Genomic DNA, 15,381 nt, shown 5'->3' on the forward strand with positions numbered 1-15,381 from the left:
CCGGAGGGAGAGGGAGAAAAGCTGCACCATGCAGTCCTCTCTCCCCCTGGGGAGAAGGTTAGGATGAGGGGGATTATTATTTACTGTCAGACTTGTATTCGTACTCGTAGTAGCCGTAATCCTGATACCCGGTCGCGCGGCGGAAGATGGAGTTCAGAATGACCCCCTTCACCTCAATACCGTTCTGCTCAAAGCGGCTCAGGCTGGTTTCCACTTCCTTCAGGGTGTTCACCGCATAGCGTGCGACCATCAGCGTGGTGCCCGCATGACGCCCTACCACGGCAGCGTCGGTGACCGCCAGAATTGGTGGGGTATCGATCAGCACCAGGTCATAGTTTTTGCTCGCCCACTCAATCAGCTGCGTGAAGCGCTCGCTCATCAGCAGTTCAGACGGGTTCGGCGGCACCTGGCCACGCGGGATCAGGTCAAATTTCGGAATCGACGTCGGCTTGGCGCTCTCGCTGATTTCCCCTTTACCGAGCAGGATTTCCGACAGACCGTTAACGTTGTTGGTCCCCAGCAGCTCATGGGTGTAGCCCTTACGCATATCGCAGTCGATCAACAGCACGCGCTTGTTGGTCTGGCTCACCACCGCCGCCAGGTTGGCGCAGACGAAGGTTTTACCGATTGACGGGCTGACACCGGTCATCATCAGGACGTTGTTTTTGGCCTGCATCATGGCGAAGTGGAGGCTGGTACGCAGGCTGCGCACCGCTTCAATCGCCAGGTCAGTCGGGTTACCCACGGCCAGCAGCTGGCTCTGTTTGTAACGCTTGACGCCCTTAACGGTTTTGACGCTGTCACGGGACTTCTGCCACTCTGAAAGCGGGATGCTGGCGTACACGCTGATCCCGTTCTCTTCCAGCACCTGCGGGCTTTCGATACCGCGGTTGAACAGCGAGCGCAGCAGCACGCCGACAATGGAAAGCATCAGGCCGAGAATAATGCTGCCGAGGATAATCAGCGCTTTCTTCGGCTTCAGCACGCCCGGCTGGGTAATCGCCGGGTCAACGATACGCACGTCGCCGACGGTGCTGGCTTCGGTGATTTTCAGCTCCTGCTGTTTGTTCAGCAGCTGCATGTAAACCTGCTGGCCGGATTCCACATCACGCGTCAGGCGTACAATTTCCTGCTGCGTCTTCGGCATCGCGGTCACGCGGTCATTCAGCTTCGCCTTCTCTTCTTCCAGGGTACGACGTTTCTCCAGCAGCGTGCGGTACGCCGGGTGACGTTTGGTATAGAGCTTGGAAATCTCCGCCTCTTTGAAGGTCAGCTCGTTCAGCTGCGCATCAATATTCACCATGGAGTCGAGAACCGATTTCGCCTCCAGCGGCAGATCGACGGAATCCTTGTCCTGACGGTATGCGTTCAGCTTGTTCTCTGCATCATCCAGACGGGCGCGCACCTCCGGCAGCTGTTTACTGAGAAACGCCAGACTTTTTGCGGCTTCCGCTGACTTACGCTCAACGTTCTGCTCCAGATAGTTGCGGGTGATGCTATTGAGGATGTCGCGAATTTGATCCTTGTCTTCACCGGTGAATGTCATGCTCAGGACGCCGGTGTCCTTGCCGTTTTCGGTGACGGTCAGGTTGTTTTGCAGGTTGTTGATCATCCCGAGCGTCGAGAATTTGGTGACCGTAAACTCCCCGCCCTCATGCGCCTGAATTGCGCTGACCTTGATGCTGACGCCCTCTTTGGTCAGCATCTGCCCCACCTCACCGCGTGCGCTGAAGCCCGCGTCGCTGGTCAGTTGATACTGTTTTGGTCCCAGCACGGTCAGGGTAAAGGTTTGGTCCCCTGCCCCTTTTGGGATCACGAAGTCGGTCACTTTTACCGTATCGTTACTGCGCCCCATCAGGCGATCCCAGCCTGCGCCAAATACCGGGAAGGTGTTTTTGGTGACCGCGATATCCAGCCCCAGATCGTGAACCGTTTTGCCCAGTACCAGGCGCGACTGGATCAGCTGAATTTCGGCTTCCGATGCCGGCGGCTTGTTGGCCAGCGCCGAGCCGATATCCTGAACCAGCGAGTTTCCGGTATTTTGTTCGATCTGCACCAGCGCGTCGGCGCTGTAAATAGGCGTCGCGAACAGCGTATAAACGATCGCCGCCACGGCAAAGATGGCGGTAATACCCAGCACCCACCATTTCGCTTCAATAACGGTCCCGACCAGGCGACCGATATCGATTTCATCACTGCCCGACGTCGGGGCGGCAGAAGGTCTTGTTTTTTCTGTCATTGTTATCCCTGCTGAGCTTTCAGTGCCTGCGCCCACTGACGGGCAGACTGGTCTAGTAAGGTGTATACCGCCTCAAAGGCCTCGCGGCTCTTGCGATACGGATCGGGAATTTCGCGCTCACCATCCCAGTGACCAAACAGCATCACCTTGCCGCGCATCTCCGGTGCGATATCGCACAGCGCGTGAATGTGGCGTTTTTCCATCGCGAGGATCAGGTCATATTCCCGGCACATCCGGCCAGAGACCTGACGGGCAACGTGCCCGTCGAGTGAGAGGTTATGCTCAAGGGCAACGCTTGCGGCACGTTCGTCGGCACCTTTTCCGACCAGCGCGCCCAGCCCTGCGGAGTCGACCGTTAACGCAGGCTGGTAATTTTTCAACAGCCTTTCAGCCGTGGGGGAACGGCAAATGTTCCCCACGCACACCACCAGAATTTTGTTAAACATCGCGGCTTACCAGTTATGAACGTCGCTCGCCGTATCCGTCATGTAGCGAACGCCACTGATGGTAGGCAGCAACTGGTTGATCAGACGGTTCCAGCGGGCAACCGGCGCGGTGGTGACATAGACCACATCGTACGGCTGGAGACGGAACGACGTTGCCATGACCAGGGACGTCGCGTCGGACATATCCAGCTGGTAGATGTTGGCAATCTTGCCCTTCGCGTTTTCGCCTTTGATAGGACGGATCACGAAGATACCGCTGGCGTTGGAGGCGGTCAGATCGATGCCTTCCGCATTGCCCAGCGCTTCGGTCAGGGTCATACCGCTGAAGTCCATCTTGAGGGTGCTCTGTTTCTTCACTTCACCCATCACGAACACTTTCAGATCGTCGTTGCGCGGCACGTACAGAATATCGCCCGGATAAAGGAGGCGGTTCTGGGTCAGGTCACCGTTTTGCATCAGCGCCTGAAGCGAAATGCGCTGCTCTTTGCCGTTGTGGGTCAGCACCACGTTGCGCCAGTCAGCGCCGTCGGTTAAGCCGCCTGCGGCATTGATCGCATCGAGAACGGTGAGCGGGACGTTGGTGATCGCCTGCTGGCCGGATTTATTGACCTGGCCAGAGATATAGGCTTTCTGGGATCGGAACGCGGCGATATTAACGTCCACCTGCGGGTCAGCAATGTACTGCGCCAGGCGGCCGGTAATATCACTACGGATCTCAGCAAGCGTTTTGCCCGCGACGTGCACTTTGCCAATGTAGGGATAGAACATGGTGCCATCGGACTGTACCCAGTTACCGGTGTCGCTTGAGCTGCGGTACTGGCCCGCAGGCGTGGTCAGTTCAGGGTGATCCCAGACGGTCACGTTAATGACGTCACCCGGACCCACGCGATACTGGTAAGAGGCAATTTCCTGGTCCAGAGACATATTTGGCTGAGCAACATTTGGACGTGGGCGTAATTGTTCCACCAGACGTGGGGTTAATGGATACACATTCACCATTTTGTCGAGATCAAAATCAGCATCCTGCTGTTTAATCACATCCTTGCCCATTGTCGACATATTGCTGCCGGGAAAGACCGTGCAACCACTCATCAAGGTCACAGACACCAATAATGGCATCAATTTCATTTTGGATTTCATCATTGATTATTTATCACTTTGGCAGAGTAATTATCCTGTGCAATTAAAATAAGCGCGGGTCGTGGTGACAATCAGAATGCAGTTAATCATTTAGCAATATAACTGGCATCAGTCCTAAAAAAAGCTTATTCATCCATTGGCTATTGACAGAATAATTGAGGCTGATTCACACGCTTTCAGGCACGCTACCGCCCTTGGCTTTCAGTTACCAATCCACTGACTAAACAATGCGTTATGGTTAGACACCCTCTTGGATAAGGCCTTTTTCGAAATATATCAAACGCCTCACAGGGGCGATTGATAATGTATAACCTTCACCAAAGACCGAAACAAAAATAGCAACAAGGAGATTTAACATTTGATGCTGGAAGAATTGTTGCAGCTAACCTAATAGCAGGCAAGGAGACAACCGTCCTAATATTCGTTTTTAAGATTAATATTAAGAGCAAAGTTTTAAGGTTTTCGGATTTTCTTTATATTGACAAAATAGATCGCCAGACCATTTATTGCGATATATCCTAAATATCGTCTTATGTAATTAAATCTTCGCAATTAACTTATTTACACCGCCCGGCAAATGGGGTTTACCTGAGTGTAGCATTAAGAGAAATCTCACCCCGGCATTGCAATTTCCGTCGGCTTTATCCATGATCGAAGTGTGACATTAGTCATATAACAGAAGGTATTGCATTTACTATGGAATGGATTGCCGATCCATCAATCTGGGCCGGGCTGGTGACGCTGGTCGTCATCGAATTAGTGCTCGGCATTGATAACCTGGTGTTTATCGCCATCCTTGCCGATAAATTACCCCCTTCACAACGCGACCGCGCCCGCGTGACGGGTCTTCTGCTCGCCATGTTGATGCGTCTGCTGTTACTGGCCTCAATCTCCTGGCTGGTGACGCTGACCAAACCCTTATTCAGCGTGCAGGGTCTGAGCTTTAGCGCCCGCGACCTGATCATGCTTTTCGGCGGATTGTTCCTGCTGTTCAAAGCCACGGTTGAGCTTAATGAGCGGCTGGAAGGAAAAGACAGTGAAAACCCCACCCAGCGACGCGGCGCTAAATTCTGGCCGGTGGTCGCACAGATCGTGGTGCTGGACGCCGTCTTTTCTCTCGACTCCGTGATCACGGCCGTCGGGATGGTTGACCATCTGGCGGTGATGATGGCCGCGGTGATCATTGCCATCACCCTGATGGTGCTCGCCAGTAAAGCCCTGACGCGCTTCGTGAACAGTCACCCGACAATTGTCATCCTCTGTCTGAGCTTCCTGCTGATGATTGGCTTTAGCCTGGTGGCGGATGGTTTTGGCTTCCATATCCCGAAAGGGTATTTGTACGCCGCCATTGGTTTCTCGGTGCTGATTGAGTTTCTCAACCAGCTGGCCATTTTCAACCGTCGCCGTTTTCTCTCCGCGAACCAGACATTACGACAGCGCACCGCAGATACGGTGATGCGCCTGCTGAGCGGCAAAAAAGAGGATGCCGAGCTGGATGCTGAATCCGCGGCGATGCTTGCCGACCACAGCGACGGGCAGATCTTCAACCCGCAGGAACGCCGGATGATAGAGCGCGTGCTTAACCTCAACCAGCGCTCGGTGAGCAGTATCATGACCTCCCGCCATGACATTGAGCATATTGACCTGACGGCGCCGGAAGAGCAGATCCGTGCCCTGCTGGATAAAAACCAGCACACCCGCGTGGTTGTCACCGGCGGTGAAGAGGAAGAAGAGCTGCTGGGCGTGGTACACGTGATTGACCTCCTGCAACAGCAGCTTCACGGCGAGCCGCTCAACCTGCGGGCGCTGGTGCGCCAGCCGCTGGTCTTCCCGGAAGCGCTGCCGCTGCTCTCCGCGCTGGAGCAGTTCCGCAACGCGCGTACCCACTTCGCGTTTGTCGTTGATGAGTTTGGTTCTGTGGAAGGGCTGGTGACGCTCAGCGACGTGATGGAAACCATCGCCGGTAATCTGCCTAATGAGGTGGATGAGATCGATGCGCGTCACGATATTCAGAAAAACGCCGACGGCAGCTGGACCGCCAACGGCCACATGCCGCTCGAAGATCTGGTGCAGTTCGTTCCGCTTCCGCTGGACGAGAAGCGCGAATACCACACCATCGCCGGTTTGCTGATGGAATATCTGCAACGTATTCCGCAGCCGGGCGAAGAGGTTCAGGTGGGGGATTACATGATCAAAACCTTGCAGGTAGAGAGCCATCGCGTGCAGAAGGTGCAGCTGATACCGCTGCGCGGTGAAGATGAGATGGATTTTGAGGTGTAAAAAAGCCGGGTGGCGCTTCGCTTACCCGGCCTACGGTGTCTGGCTTTTGTAGGCCGGGTAAGGCAAAGCCGCCACCCGGCACAACAGGCATCACAGCTTATCGAGCAGCTTTTTCACGTCCTTACCTGACTGAGACTCTTTATTGCGGTCCGCCCAGTCATTCAGCCGACGTTTCGCTTCATCCTGAAGGTGCTTACGCAGGATCTGATCGACCTGCAAACTGTAATTCAACTCCTGCCATTTTCCGTACACGCGCAGCGGTATCGGCGTCTCTTTCAGGAACTCCACAAGCTGTCCTTCGCCTTCCCAGCCAGCCTTCACGCGGACGTTGAAGCGGGTGTCTGCCGTCTCTTTCACCAGATCCAGCGCGCCGGTTCCGGTCAGCGCCAGCAGTGACGACGTCCCCTGCATGTCGTCAAGCGAGAGCTGACCGTTGTCGAGGGCAAGCTCGCTGGTAAAGCTGTCGAGACGGGTTGCGCTGTCGTAGTTTTCATTCGCTTTCACGCTGCTGCTGCGCTCTACCGCCTGCTGCACCAGCTGCTGGAAGTTCAGCCCTTCCATGCGCGAATCTTTCAGCTCAACGTGCGCCTGCCCCTGCCAGCTACGACGGAAAGCGTCCGCATCAATCTTCGTACCAGAGAAATCCCCTGCCAGCGACAGCTGCCCCGTGAGGGCAATCGGGTAATTAAAGGCTTTCAGGATGGTGCCAATCTCAACGTTTTCCAGACGCGGCTGGAACGCGGCGCTGGCAACGTCTTTGCGCACATCCAGCGAGCCCGGCAGGGAGAGGTTCCCTGCTCCCATTTTTCCGCTGAGCTCGGAGATGACCAGCAGGCCGTTGTGGTTGAACATCTGGCTGCTGACGTCAGTAAAATCAATCCCACGCCAGCGCACGCTGTTCGCTTTCAGCAGAATGTCGGCGGTAAATCCGCGCAGGCCGTTGTAGTCAGGCTGATCGAGATTTGAGGAGATCACCGGACGCGACTGCGTGACCTGGCTTTGCCCCACCTGCGTGGCTCCCTCATCGGTCGCGTTCACCGGTTGGGGCGGAAGCAGGTTCTCGAGGTTCAGCTTGTCGAATTGCAGATCCAGCACCCACTTAGGTTTCTCATCAAGCGTGACGCTCGCCTGCCCCTTCAGGGCACTGTCGTTGGCCTGGAGGTTGAGCGCGTTCAGTTCGAGCTGTTTGCGCTCTTCATGCCACACCGCCTGCATCGTGCCCTGGCCGGCAATCCCCTTCGCGGGTAAATCCGCGCCGGTCAGCTGCCAGTTAAGCTGCTGAACGTCCGCCGTCAGCTGGTGCGGATAATCAGAGGCGTTCACGTTCGCGTTCATCGACAGGTTGAGATCGCGCTGATTGCGGTTGATCCGCCCGGAGAACTCCATGGTGGCGTGATGGTTGGCGTCCTGCTCCATCCTGAGGTTGATATTGCGTACGGTGATCTGTTCGTCATCTTCATGCTGGAAAACCAGCACGCTGTCAGCAACTTTCAGATTACCAATATCGAACGACCAGCCGGTGTCAGACGGGACGTCAGGTAAGGTGTTTTCACGCGGTGCGACCGGAGCATCCGCCTGACGAACGGCTTCGGTTTGCGGCGTAAGCTGAATTACCGCCCCTTTCAGCATCACCTGTTCAACCTGGAGCTGATGGGATAAGAGCGGGATGAGCGCGACATCAAGACGCATGTTATCCGCCGTGACCAGCGGCTGCGCGGCACCCGGCGCGGTGAGGGACATACGTCCGGAGAGAATGCTGAGCTGAGGCCAGACGTGCCAGCGCAGCGGCCCGTCCAGCTTGAGTTCATACCCGCTGCGCGCTTCCACCTGCCGCACCATGTAGGCCCGGAAGTCATTCGGGTTAACCAGCAGCACCAACGCTGAAAGGCCAGCCACCAGCACCACCAGCAAAATCATCAGCGTTGTCAGAACTCTTCTCATGGCTTCCTCAGTGAACTCACAGATCAGTCTTTATCGATACGACTGGCAACCGCACCCTGCTGGTTGCGATATTTTGCGTCCTGACGGCGGTTATAAGGACGGTCTGCCGGGCCGGTCAGCGGTTCAAAGCTCAACGCACCAATCATCATTCCCGGACGAAGCGCCAGCGGCAATTTACCGGCGTTAAAGAACTCCAGCACGATACGGCCAGACCAGCCCGGATCGATACGGTGCGCGGTGACGTGCACCATCAGGCCCAGACGCGCCAGGGAAGAGCGTCCGTCAAGCCAGCCGACCAGGTCCGCAGGCAGCGTGACCGATTCAAAGGTCACCGCCAGCGCCAGTTCGCCAGGATGGAGATAAAACGCCTCTCCTTCTTCGATGACGATTTCGTCGCTCATGACGCGATCCAGCGCCGCACTGACTTCGTCTTTCGGCCCGCTGAGGTCGATAAACGGTGCCGTGTGGCCGCTGAAGGTGCGGAATTTATTCCCCAGACGCACATCGACGGTCACGCCGTTAATACGCTCAACCGGCGGACGCGGGGTGATAGACAGGCGGCCTTCATCCAGCCAGGCTTCTATATCGCGGTCACAAAGACGCATGGCACTTTCTCCTTTCGTGCATCGCGCCCTGAAGCCTTACGGCGTCAGGGCAAAACCAGGTTATCTCTGAACGGTACACAATTCACACGGCTTATTCAAAAAACTGACTGATTTTCGCTTTTAAGATATCAATGGCAATACGGTTTTTACCGCCGCGAGGCACGATAATATCGGCGTATTGTTTCGAAGGCTCAATAAATTGCAGGAACATTGGGCGAACGGTTTTCTGATATTGCGCCATCACGGAGTCCATGGAGCGGCCGCGTTCGTTAACGTCGCGTTTAATACGCCGCATCAGGCAGATATCCAGCGGAGTGTCGACGAAAATCGAGAAGTTCATAGATTCGCGCAGACGGGCGTCGGTGAGCAGCAAAATCCCTTCAAGGATAATCACCTTCTTGGGCTCGATACGGATCGTTTCCTGGGTGCGGGTATGTTCCACGTAGCTGTAGACGGGCAGCTCAATCGCCTCGCCGCGCTTCAGCGCTTCCAGATGCTGGAACAGCAGGCTGTGATCCATCGCACTGGGGTGGTCGTAGTTGGTTTTTACGCGCTCTTCCATCGAAAGATGGGATTGATCTTTGTAATAGCTATCTTCGGGAATAACACCGATATGCTCATCACCCACTTGTTCACGCAGTTCGCGATAAAGCGTACTGGCAATGAGACTTTTACCTGAAGCCGATGCGCCGGCGATGCCTATGATGACGCACTGATGAGACTTATCAGTCATAAATTTAGCGACCTGATTAACCTGGATGTAAGGAAGGACGACGCCGGAGCGTCAAACGCGGCAATTATAGGGATTTCGGGGGCGTGATACCAGTCGAATGCGCAGGTTATGCGAGGCGGGCTGAAAAGCGCTGTTTCACGCCTTTAGCAAAATTTTTACGCGCGGTTTTTCGCCATTTCATCACCCTTCTTCGCAGAGTAACTATTTTATAAGTCTATGAAGTCAAAATCTGACCACTCAGCATATGAATTGTAAAATGTTTGTACTAGCATAAACCAAATTATTAATTTCACGCGTCCGGACCTGGCTCCTGACAACATGGCGTCCCTGGATAGAGCGGTAATGAATAAACAATACCAGCGGGTTTTGGTTACTACCCCACATCCTTTACTGCGGCTTGTCTGTCTGGGTCTGGTCACGTTCATCTTCACCTTATTTTCCCTCGAGCTGACTCGCTTCGGTACGCTGCTGGCGCCACTATGGTTCCCGACTTCAATTATGATGGTGGCGTTTTACCGCCATGCGGGAAAAATGTGGCCCGGCATTGCGCTCGCCTGCTCCTTTGGCAATATTTTTGCCTCGTGGATGCTCTTCTCATGGGCATCGATCAACATCACCTACACGGCGATCAATATCATTGAGGCCACGGTTGGCGCGCTGTTACTGCGTAAGCTGCTCCCCTGGTATAATCCGCTGCAAAACCTCAACGACTGGGTCCGGCTTGCCCTCGGCAGTGCCCTGGTGCCGCCGCTGGTGGGGGGCGTTCTGGTTCATTTTCTGGTGCCGAGCGCGGAGCCGCTGCGTAATTTCCTTGTCTGGGTACTTTCAGAAGCCATTGGCGCACTGGCGCTGGTGCCGTTAGGTCTGCTGTTTAAGCCGCATTACCTGCTGCGCCACCGCAACCCGAAACTGCTGCTGGAAACGCTGGTGACCCTGGTCGTCACGCTGGTTCTTAGCTGGACGGCAATCACCTGGCTGCCGTGGCCATTCACCTGCATTATCGTTCTGCTGATGTGGAGCGCGGTACGTCTGCCGCGTATGGAAGCGTTCCTGATATTTTTATTCACCATCATGATGGTGTCCCTGATGATGGCGCGAAATCCGCTCTCCATGACGCCCTCCAGCATGATCGTCACCTTCAACGCGCCGTGGCTCCCCTTCCTGATGATGCTGCTCCCCGCCAACATTATGACGATGGTGATGTATGCCTTCAGGGCCGAGCGTAAACATATTACGGAAAGCGAAGAACGTTTTCGCAATGCGATGGAGTATTCCGCGATTGGTATGGCGCTGGTGGGCGTTGAGGGCCAGTGGCTCCAGGCCAACAAGGCGCTGTGCAATTTCCTCGGTTACAGCCAGTCTGAGCTTCAGTCGCTCACGTTCCAGCAGTTAACCTGGCCGGAAGATTTAAATACCGACCTGGAGCAGTTGCAACAGCTGATTCACGGCGAGATCAACACCTACACCCTCGAAAAACGCTACTACACCCGCAGCGGCGAGGTGGTGTGGGCGCTGCTGGCCGTCTCCGTTGTGCGCCATGCCGACGGCACGCCGCTCTACTTTATTGCCCAGATTGAAGACATCAACGATCTGAAACAGACCGAGTGGGTGAATAAGCGTCTGATGGAGCGTATCACTCTCGCTAACGAAGCCGGTGGCATCGGGATTTGGGAGTGGGATCTGGAGCCGGACGTGATCAGCTGGGATAAACGGATGTTTGAGCTTTACGAAATCCCCCCGCACATTAAACCCACCTGGCAGCTCTGGCATGCGGCCATGGTGCCTGAAGATCGTACGCACGCCGAACAGGTCCTGCGTGAGTCACTCCAGGCCAGGGTACCTTTCAAGCTGGAATTTCGCATTCGCGTCAAGGATGGCATTCGCCACATTCGTTCGCTGGCGAACCGGGTGCTGAACAAACAGGGCGAAGTGGAGCGGCTGTTAGGGATCAACATGGATATGACCGAGGTGAAGCAGCTGAACGAGGCGCTGTTCCAGGAAAAAGAGCGCCTGCATATCACCCTCGACTCTATCGGCGAAGCGGTGCTGTGTACCGACATCGACATGAACATCACCTTTATGAACCCGGTCGCCGAGAAGATGAGCGGCTGGTCGCAAAGCGAAGCGCTGGGTCAGCCCATTCTGAAGGTGCTGCACATTACCTTCGGCGAGAACGGTCCGTTAATGGAAAACATCCACAGCGGCGATATGTCCCGTACCGATATCGAACAGGATGTGGTGCTTAACTGCCGCAATGGCGGCAGTTTCGACATTCATTACAGCATAACCCCCCTCAGCACTCTGGAAGGACACACCATCGGCTCGGTGCTGGTGATTCAGGACGTCACCGAGTCGCGCAAAATGCTGCGCCAGCTGAGCTACAGCGCTTCCCATGACGCCCTTACCCACCTGGCGAACCGCGTCAGCTTTGAAAACCATCTTAAGCGCCTGTTGCAGACGGTACAGGAGACCCATCAGCGTCACGCGCTGGTCTTTATCGATCTTGACCGTTTTAAGGCGGTGAACGATACGGCAGGCCACGCGGCGGGCGACGCTCTCCTGCGCGAACTCTCTTCGCTGATGCTGACCATGCTGCGCTCCAGCGACGTGCTGGCGCGTCTGGGCGGCGACGAGTTTGGCCTGCTGCTGCCGGACTGCAACGTCGAAAGCGCACGCTATATTGCGGGCCGGTTGATCGACGCCATCAACAACTATCATTTTTCCTGGGAAGGACGCCTGCACCGCATTGGCGCCAGCGCGGGAATTACGCTGATTGACGACACCAATTACCAGGCTGCGGAAGTGATGTCTCAGGCCGATATCGCCTGCTACGCCTCGAAAAACAGCGGGCGCGGCGTGGTCACCGTCTACGAACCCCAGCAGGAGCGGATCCACAGCGCGCGCAGCATGATGTCGCTGGATGAGCAGTGGCACATGATTAAAGATAACCATCTGCTGATGATCGCCCGCAGCGTCGCCTCGCCGCGCATTCCCGAGAGCAGTAGCTTCTGGCTGATTTCCTTGCGGCTGTGGACCAGCCAGGGAGAAGTGCTGGAAGAGCATGCCTTCCGCGCCGGGCTGGCGGAGCCGGAGCTGCTGCACGCCCTGGACCGACGGATATTCAGTGAATTTTTCCGTACCTATGCCGCACAGGTGGCGGCCAAAGGAATGGGCGTCGCGCTGCCGCTCTCAGAAGTGGGTTTAGCCAGCGTCACGCTGGTGGATGAGCTGCTCGACCTGATCACCAGAGGTCCGCTGCCGGCGCGGCTGCTGCATCTGGCGATCGCCGCTGATGTGCTGAGCAATACGGATGAAAACGTGCAGCAGGGTCTGCAAAAGCTTCGTCAGGCTGGCTGTCGCGTGGTGCTGACCCGGGTCGGACGCGATATGAACGTCTTCAGCCAGCTCAGCGCCAATACCGCTGATTATCTGCTGCTGGATGCAGACGTGGTGACCAACGTCCACGGCAATCTGATGGATGAGATGATGGTGACAATCATTCAGGGCCACGCCCAGCGTCTGGGCATAAAAACCATTGCCGGGCCATGCCATCAGTCGATCATGATGGATACGCTATCGGGTATCGGCGTTGACTTCATTTACGGCGACACCATCGGGGAAGCGCAGCCGCTCGATCTACTGCTGAATACCAGCTATTTCGCCATCAACTGACGGCGACCAGCCGTCGGTGTACCAGATATGTAACAGCGCATACGAGCGCCACGGCTGCCAGCGCTCGGCATAGCGACGGATCTGCGCGGGCGTCATACCTGCAAAGCGCTGTTTAATCAGATAGTCATCCGGCAGGAAAACATCCTTCGCCTGCCAGCCGCGCAGGGCCAGATAATTCGCGGTCCAGCGCCCGATGCCGGGGCGCTGCTGTAGCGCCTTCATCCCGGCCTCAACGTTCGCAGGCGGGAACAGCGGGAATTCACCGTCCACCACCGACTGCGCCAGATGAATCAACGACTCCGCACGCCTGAGCGGCATCCCGAGGGCTTTCAACGCCAGCGGATCTGCCGCGGCCAGCACCTCTGGCGGAGGAAAGCAGAGATAGCCCGGCGCATCCTCAATGGGTTCACCGCACAGCGCCACCACCCGTGACGCCAGTTTTGCCGCCATCGCCACGCTCACCAGTTGCCCGAGAATGGCGCGCACGCCCTGCTCGTATGCATCCATCGCGCCGGGCAAACGTAAGCCCGGCCGCGCCGCGCCGAGCTCGCCGAGAGTCTGCGCAATGTGCAGCGGGTCGCAATCGAGGTCAAACAGGCGGGAGATGCGGTCGAGGCAGATATCCGCCACCGGGATCAGGCCAGGGCTGAGCGACACCGCCAGCGTAGGGGTTGCGCTGTCTGGCGTAACCCGGAAAACGCCCTGGTGCCCGGCATAGCCAAAACTGCGCTCGTAGTAATCCTCCGTAACGGTCTCAACCCCCGTGACCGCACGCGCGGCAAGAAAGCCAAACATCCACGACCAGTCGTAGGGCGGTTGCCAGTTCAGGGTGTACATCGTCTCTCCTTTTGTATTTACCTCAGCATAAACCGAAAGATCGCCTTGCGCCTTGCTTTCATATTCCTGTTGTCGCCTGGCAGACATTTCGCTAAAGTCTCGCCCCTTCTCACCGGCATGGGGATTTATTGTGTTTATTGGATTCGACTACGGCACCGCAAACTGCTCGGTTGCGATAATGCAAAATGGACAACCGCAGCTCCTGAAAATGGAAAACGGCAGTACGCTGTTGCCGTCAATGCTTTGTGCGCCCACGCGTGAAGCGGTGAGCGAGTGGCTGTTCCGCCACCATCAGGTTCCGGCCACGGCGGCGGAGACCCAGGCGCTGCTGCGCCGTGCGGTCAGCTTTAACCGCGAGGAAGATATCGACGTTACCCCGTCCAGCGTGCAGTTCGGCCTCTCTTCCCTCGGGCAGTACATTGAAGACCCGGAAGAGGTCTACTTCGTTAAATCGCCGAAATCCTTCCTCGGCGCCAGCGGCCTGAAGCCGCAGCAGGTGGCGATGTTTGAAGATCTGGTCTGCGCGATGATGCTGCACATCCGCAATCAGGCGCAGTCCCAGGTGCCGGATGCCATCACCCAGGCGGTGATTGGCCGTCCGATTAACTTTCAGGGGCTGGGCGGCGACGAAGCCAACCAGCAGGCGCAGGGGATCCTTGAGCGTGCAGCGCACCGGGCAGGCTTCCGTGACGTGGTGTTCCAGTATGAGCCGGTTGCGGCGGGGCTGGATTTTGAAGCCACGCTGACGGAAGAGAAACGGGTGCTGGTGGTGGACATCGGCGGCGGTACGACGGACTGTTCATTACTGCTGATGGGTCCCCAGTGGCATCACCGTCGCGATCGTGAAAATAGTCTGCTGGGGCACAGCGGCTGCCGCGTGGGCGGTAACGATCTTGATATTGCCCTGGCCTTCAAGAGCCTGATGCCGCTGCTCGGTATGGGCGGTCAAACCGAGAAAGGCATCGCCCTGCCGATCCTGCCGTGGTGGAACGCGATTGCCATCAACGACGTCCCTGCCCAGAGTGATTTTTACAGCACCGCGAATGGCCGTTTCCTCAACGATCTGGTGCGTGATGCGCAGGATGCAGAGAAGGTCGCACTTCTGTATAAGGTGTGGCGTCAGCGCCTGAGCTACCGCGTGGTGCGCACCGCCGAAGAGAGCAAAATTGCCCTATCCGATCGTCCAGAGCATGCGGTTTCGCTGCCGTTTATCAGTGACGATCTGGCTACGGCTATCACTCAGGAAGGGCTGGAAATGGCGCTGACTCAGCCGCTTCAGCGTATTCTGGAGCAGGTGCAACTGGCGCTTGAGAACGGCAACGTGAAGCCGGACGTAATTTACCTGACTGGCGGTAGCGCCCGTTCGCCGCTGATCAAGAAAGCACTGGCGGAACAGCTGCCGGGGATCCCGATTGCCGGCGGCGATGACTTTGGCTCCGTTACGGCAGGGCTGGCGCGCTGGGCGCAGGTGGTGTTTAGCTAATGGGG

Annotated in this window: 10 protein-coding genes; 3 read left to right on the forward strand and 7 right to left on the reverse strand. The window is 56.5% G+C overall.

The window, feature by feature from the left end:
- Positions 1-76: 76 nt before the first annotated feature.
- The 3 genes from wzc to INF61_RS17685 are packed head-to-tail and all read right to left on the reverse strand — an operon-like array spanning position 77 to position 3,828.
- Positions 77-2,239 (reverse strand): tyrosine-protein kinase Wzc, encoded by a 2,163-nt coding sequence (gene wzc / locus INF61_RS17675; protein WP_015572374.1) that lies wholly within the window; start codon positions 2,237-2,239, stop codon positions 77-79.
- 2 nt (positions 2,240-2,241) lie between these two features.
- Complete coding sequence (gene wzb, locus INF61_RS17680) at positions 2,242-2,685, reverse strand: low molecular weight protein-tyrosine-phosphatase Wzb (RefSeq protein ID WP_003862078.1); 444 nt, start codon at positions 2,683-2,685, stop codon at positions 2,242-2,244.
- A 6-nt stretch (positions 2,686-2,691) separates the two neighbouring features.
- The gene (locus tag INF61_RS17685) at positions 2,692-3,828 is read right to left on the reverse strand and encodes a polysaccharide export protein (protein ID WP_003862079.1); all 1,137 of its coding nucleotides are present in this window, start codon (positions 3,826-3,828) and stop codon (positions 2,692-2,694) included.
- 693 nt (positions 3,829-4,521) lie between these two features.
- Here INF61_RS17685 and INF61_RS17690 point away from each other — a divergent pair.
- On the forward strand, positions 4,522-6,105 hold the full coding sequence (locus INF61_RS17690; protein ID WP_193547962.1) for a TerC family protein: 1,584 nt from the start codon (positions 4,522-4,524) through the stop codon (positions 6,103-6,105).
- A gap of 90 nt (positions 6,106-6,195) precedes the next feature.
- Here INF61_RS17690 and asmA read toward each other — a convergent pair whose 3' ends face one another.
- The 3 genes from asmA to udk all read right to left on the reverse strand — a co-directional run bounded on the left by asmA (position 6,196) and on the right by udk (position 9,384).
- Positions 6,196-8,046, reverse strand: coding sequence for an outer membrane assembly protein AsmA (asmA, locus tag INF61_RS17695; protein ID WP_039270418.1), 1,851 nt, complete (start codon positions 8,044-8,046; stop codon positions 6,196-6,198).
- A 23-nt stretch (positions 8,047-8,069) separates the two neighbouring features.
- Positions 8,070-8,651, reverse strand: a complete 582-nt coding sequence (dcd, locus tag INF61_RS17700) for a dCTP deaminase (protein WP_017383269.1) — start codon at positions 8,649-8,651, stop codon at positions 8,070-8,072.
- 91 nt (positions 8,652-8,742) lie between these two features.
- Complete coding sequence (gene udk, locus INF61_RS17705; protein ID WP_000130320.1) at positions 8,743-9,384, reverse strand: uridine kinase; 642 nt, start codon at positions 9,382-9,384, stop codon at positions 8,743-8,745.
- Between the two features lie 342 nt (positions 9,385-9,726).
- Here udk and INF61_RS17710 point away from each other — a divergent pair, with 342 nt between their 5' ends.
- Entirely contained in the window at positions 9,727-13,056 is a 3,330-nt protein-coding gene (locus tag INF61_RS17710) for a diguanylate cyclase (protein ID WP_193547963.1), read from the forward strand.
- On the opposite strand, the gene alkA is transcribed toward INF61_RS17710, so the two are convergent.
- Complete coding sequence (gene alkA, locus INF61_RS17715; RefSeq protein WP_017693082.1) at positions 13,021-13,893, reverse strand: DNA-3-methyladenine glycosylase 2; 873 nt, start codon at positions 13,891-13,893, stop codon at positions 13,021-13,023. The genes INF61_RS17710 and alkA overlap by 36 nt on opposite strands.
- A gap of 130 nt (positions 13,894-14,023) precedes the next feature.
- Here alkA and yegD point away from each other — a divergent pair, with 130 nt between their 5' ends.
- The gene (gene yegD / locus INF61_RS17720; RefSeq protein ID WP_017383266.1) at positions 14,024-15,376 is read left to right on the forward strand and encodes a molecular chaperone; all 1,353 of its coding nucleotides are present in this window, start codon (positions 14,024-14,026) and stop codon (positions 15,374-15,376) included.
- Positions 15,377-15,381 lie beyond the last annotated feature (5 nt).

The sequence above is a fragment of the Enterobacter cloacae complex sp. P18RS genome, assembly GCF_014982105.1.
In the GTDB taxonomy this organism is placed as follows: domain Bacteria; phylum Pseudomonadota; class Gammaproteobacteria; order Enterobacterales; family Enterobacteriaceae; genus Enterobacter; species Enterobacter hormaechei_C.

Excerpts from the sequence above, each read along its gene's own strand:
- alkA (WP_017693082.1), bottom strand. The coding sequence starts at position 13,893 with ATGTACACCCTGAACTGGCAACCGCCCTACGACTGGTCGTGGATGTTT.
- wzb (WP_003862078.1), bottom strand. The coding sequence starts at position 2,685 with ATGTTTAACAAAATTCTGGTGGTGTGCGTGGGGAACATTTGCCGTTCC.
- asmA (WP_039270418.1), bottom strand. The coding sequence starts at position 8,046 with ATGAGAAGAGTTCTGACAACGCTGATGATTTTGCTGGTGGTGCTGGTG.
- INF61_RS17685 (WP_003862079.1), bottom strand. The coding sequence starts at position 3,828 with ATGATGAAATCCAAAATGAAATTGATGCCATTATTGGTGTCTGTGACC.
- udk (WP_000130320.1), bottom strand. The coding sequence starts at position 9,384 with ATGACTGATAAGTCTCATCAGTGCGTCATCATAGGCATCGCCGGCGCA.
- dcd (WP_017383269.1), bottom strand. The coding sequence starts at position 8,651 with ATGCGTCTTTGTGACCGCGATATAGAAGCCTGGCTGGATGAAGGCCGC.
- INF61_RS17690 (WP_193547962.1), top strand. The coding sequence starts at position 4,522 with ATGGAATGGATTGCCGATCCATCAATCTGGGCCGGGCTGGTGACGCTG.
- wzc (WP_015572374.1), bottom strand. The coding sequence starts at position 2,239 with ATGACAGAAAAAACAAGACCTTCTGCCGCCCCGACGTCGGGCAGTGAT.
- INF61_RS17710 (WP_193547963.1), top strand. The coding sequence starts at position 9,727 with ATGAATAAACAATACCAGCGGGTTTTGGTTACTACCCCACATCCTTTA.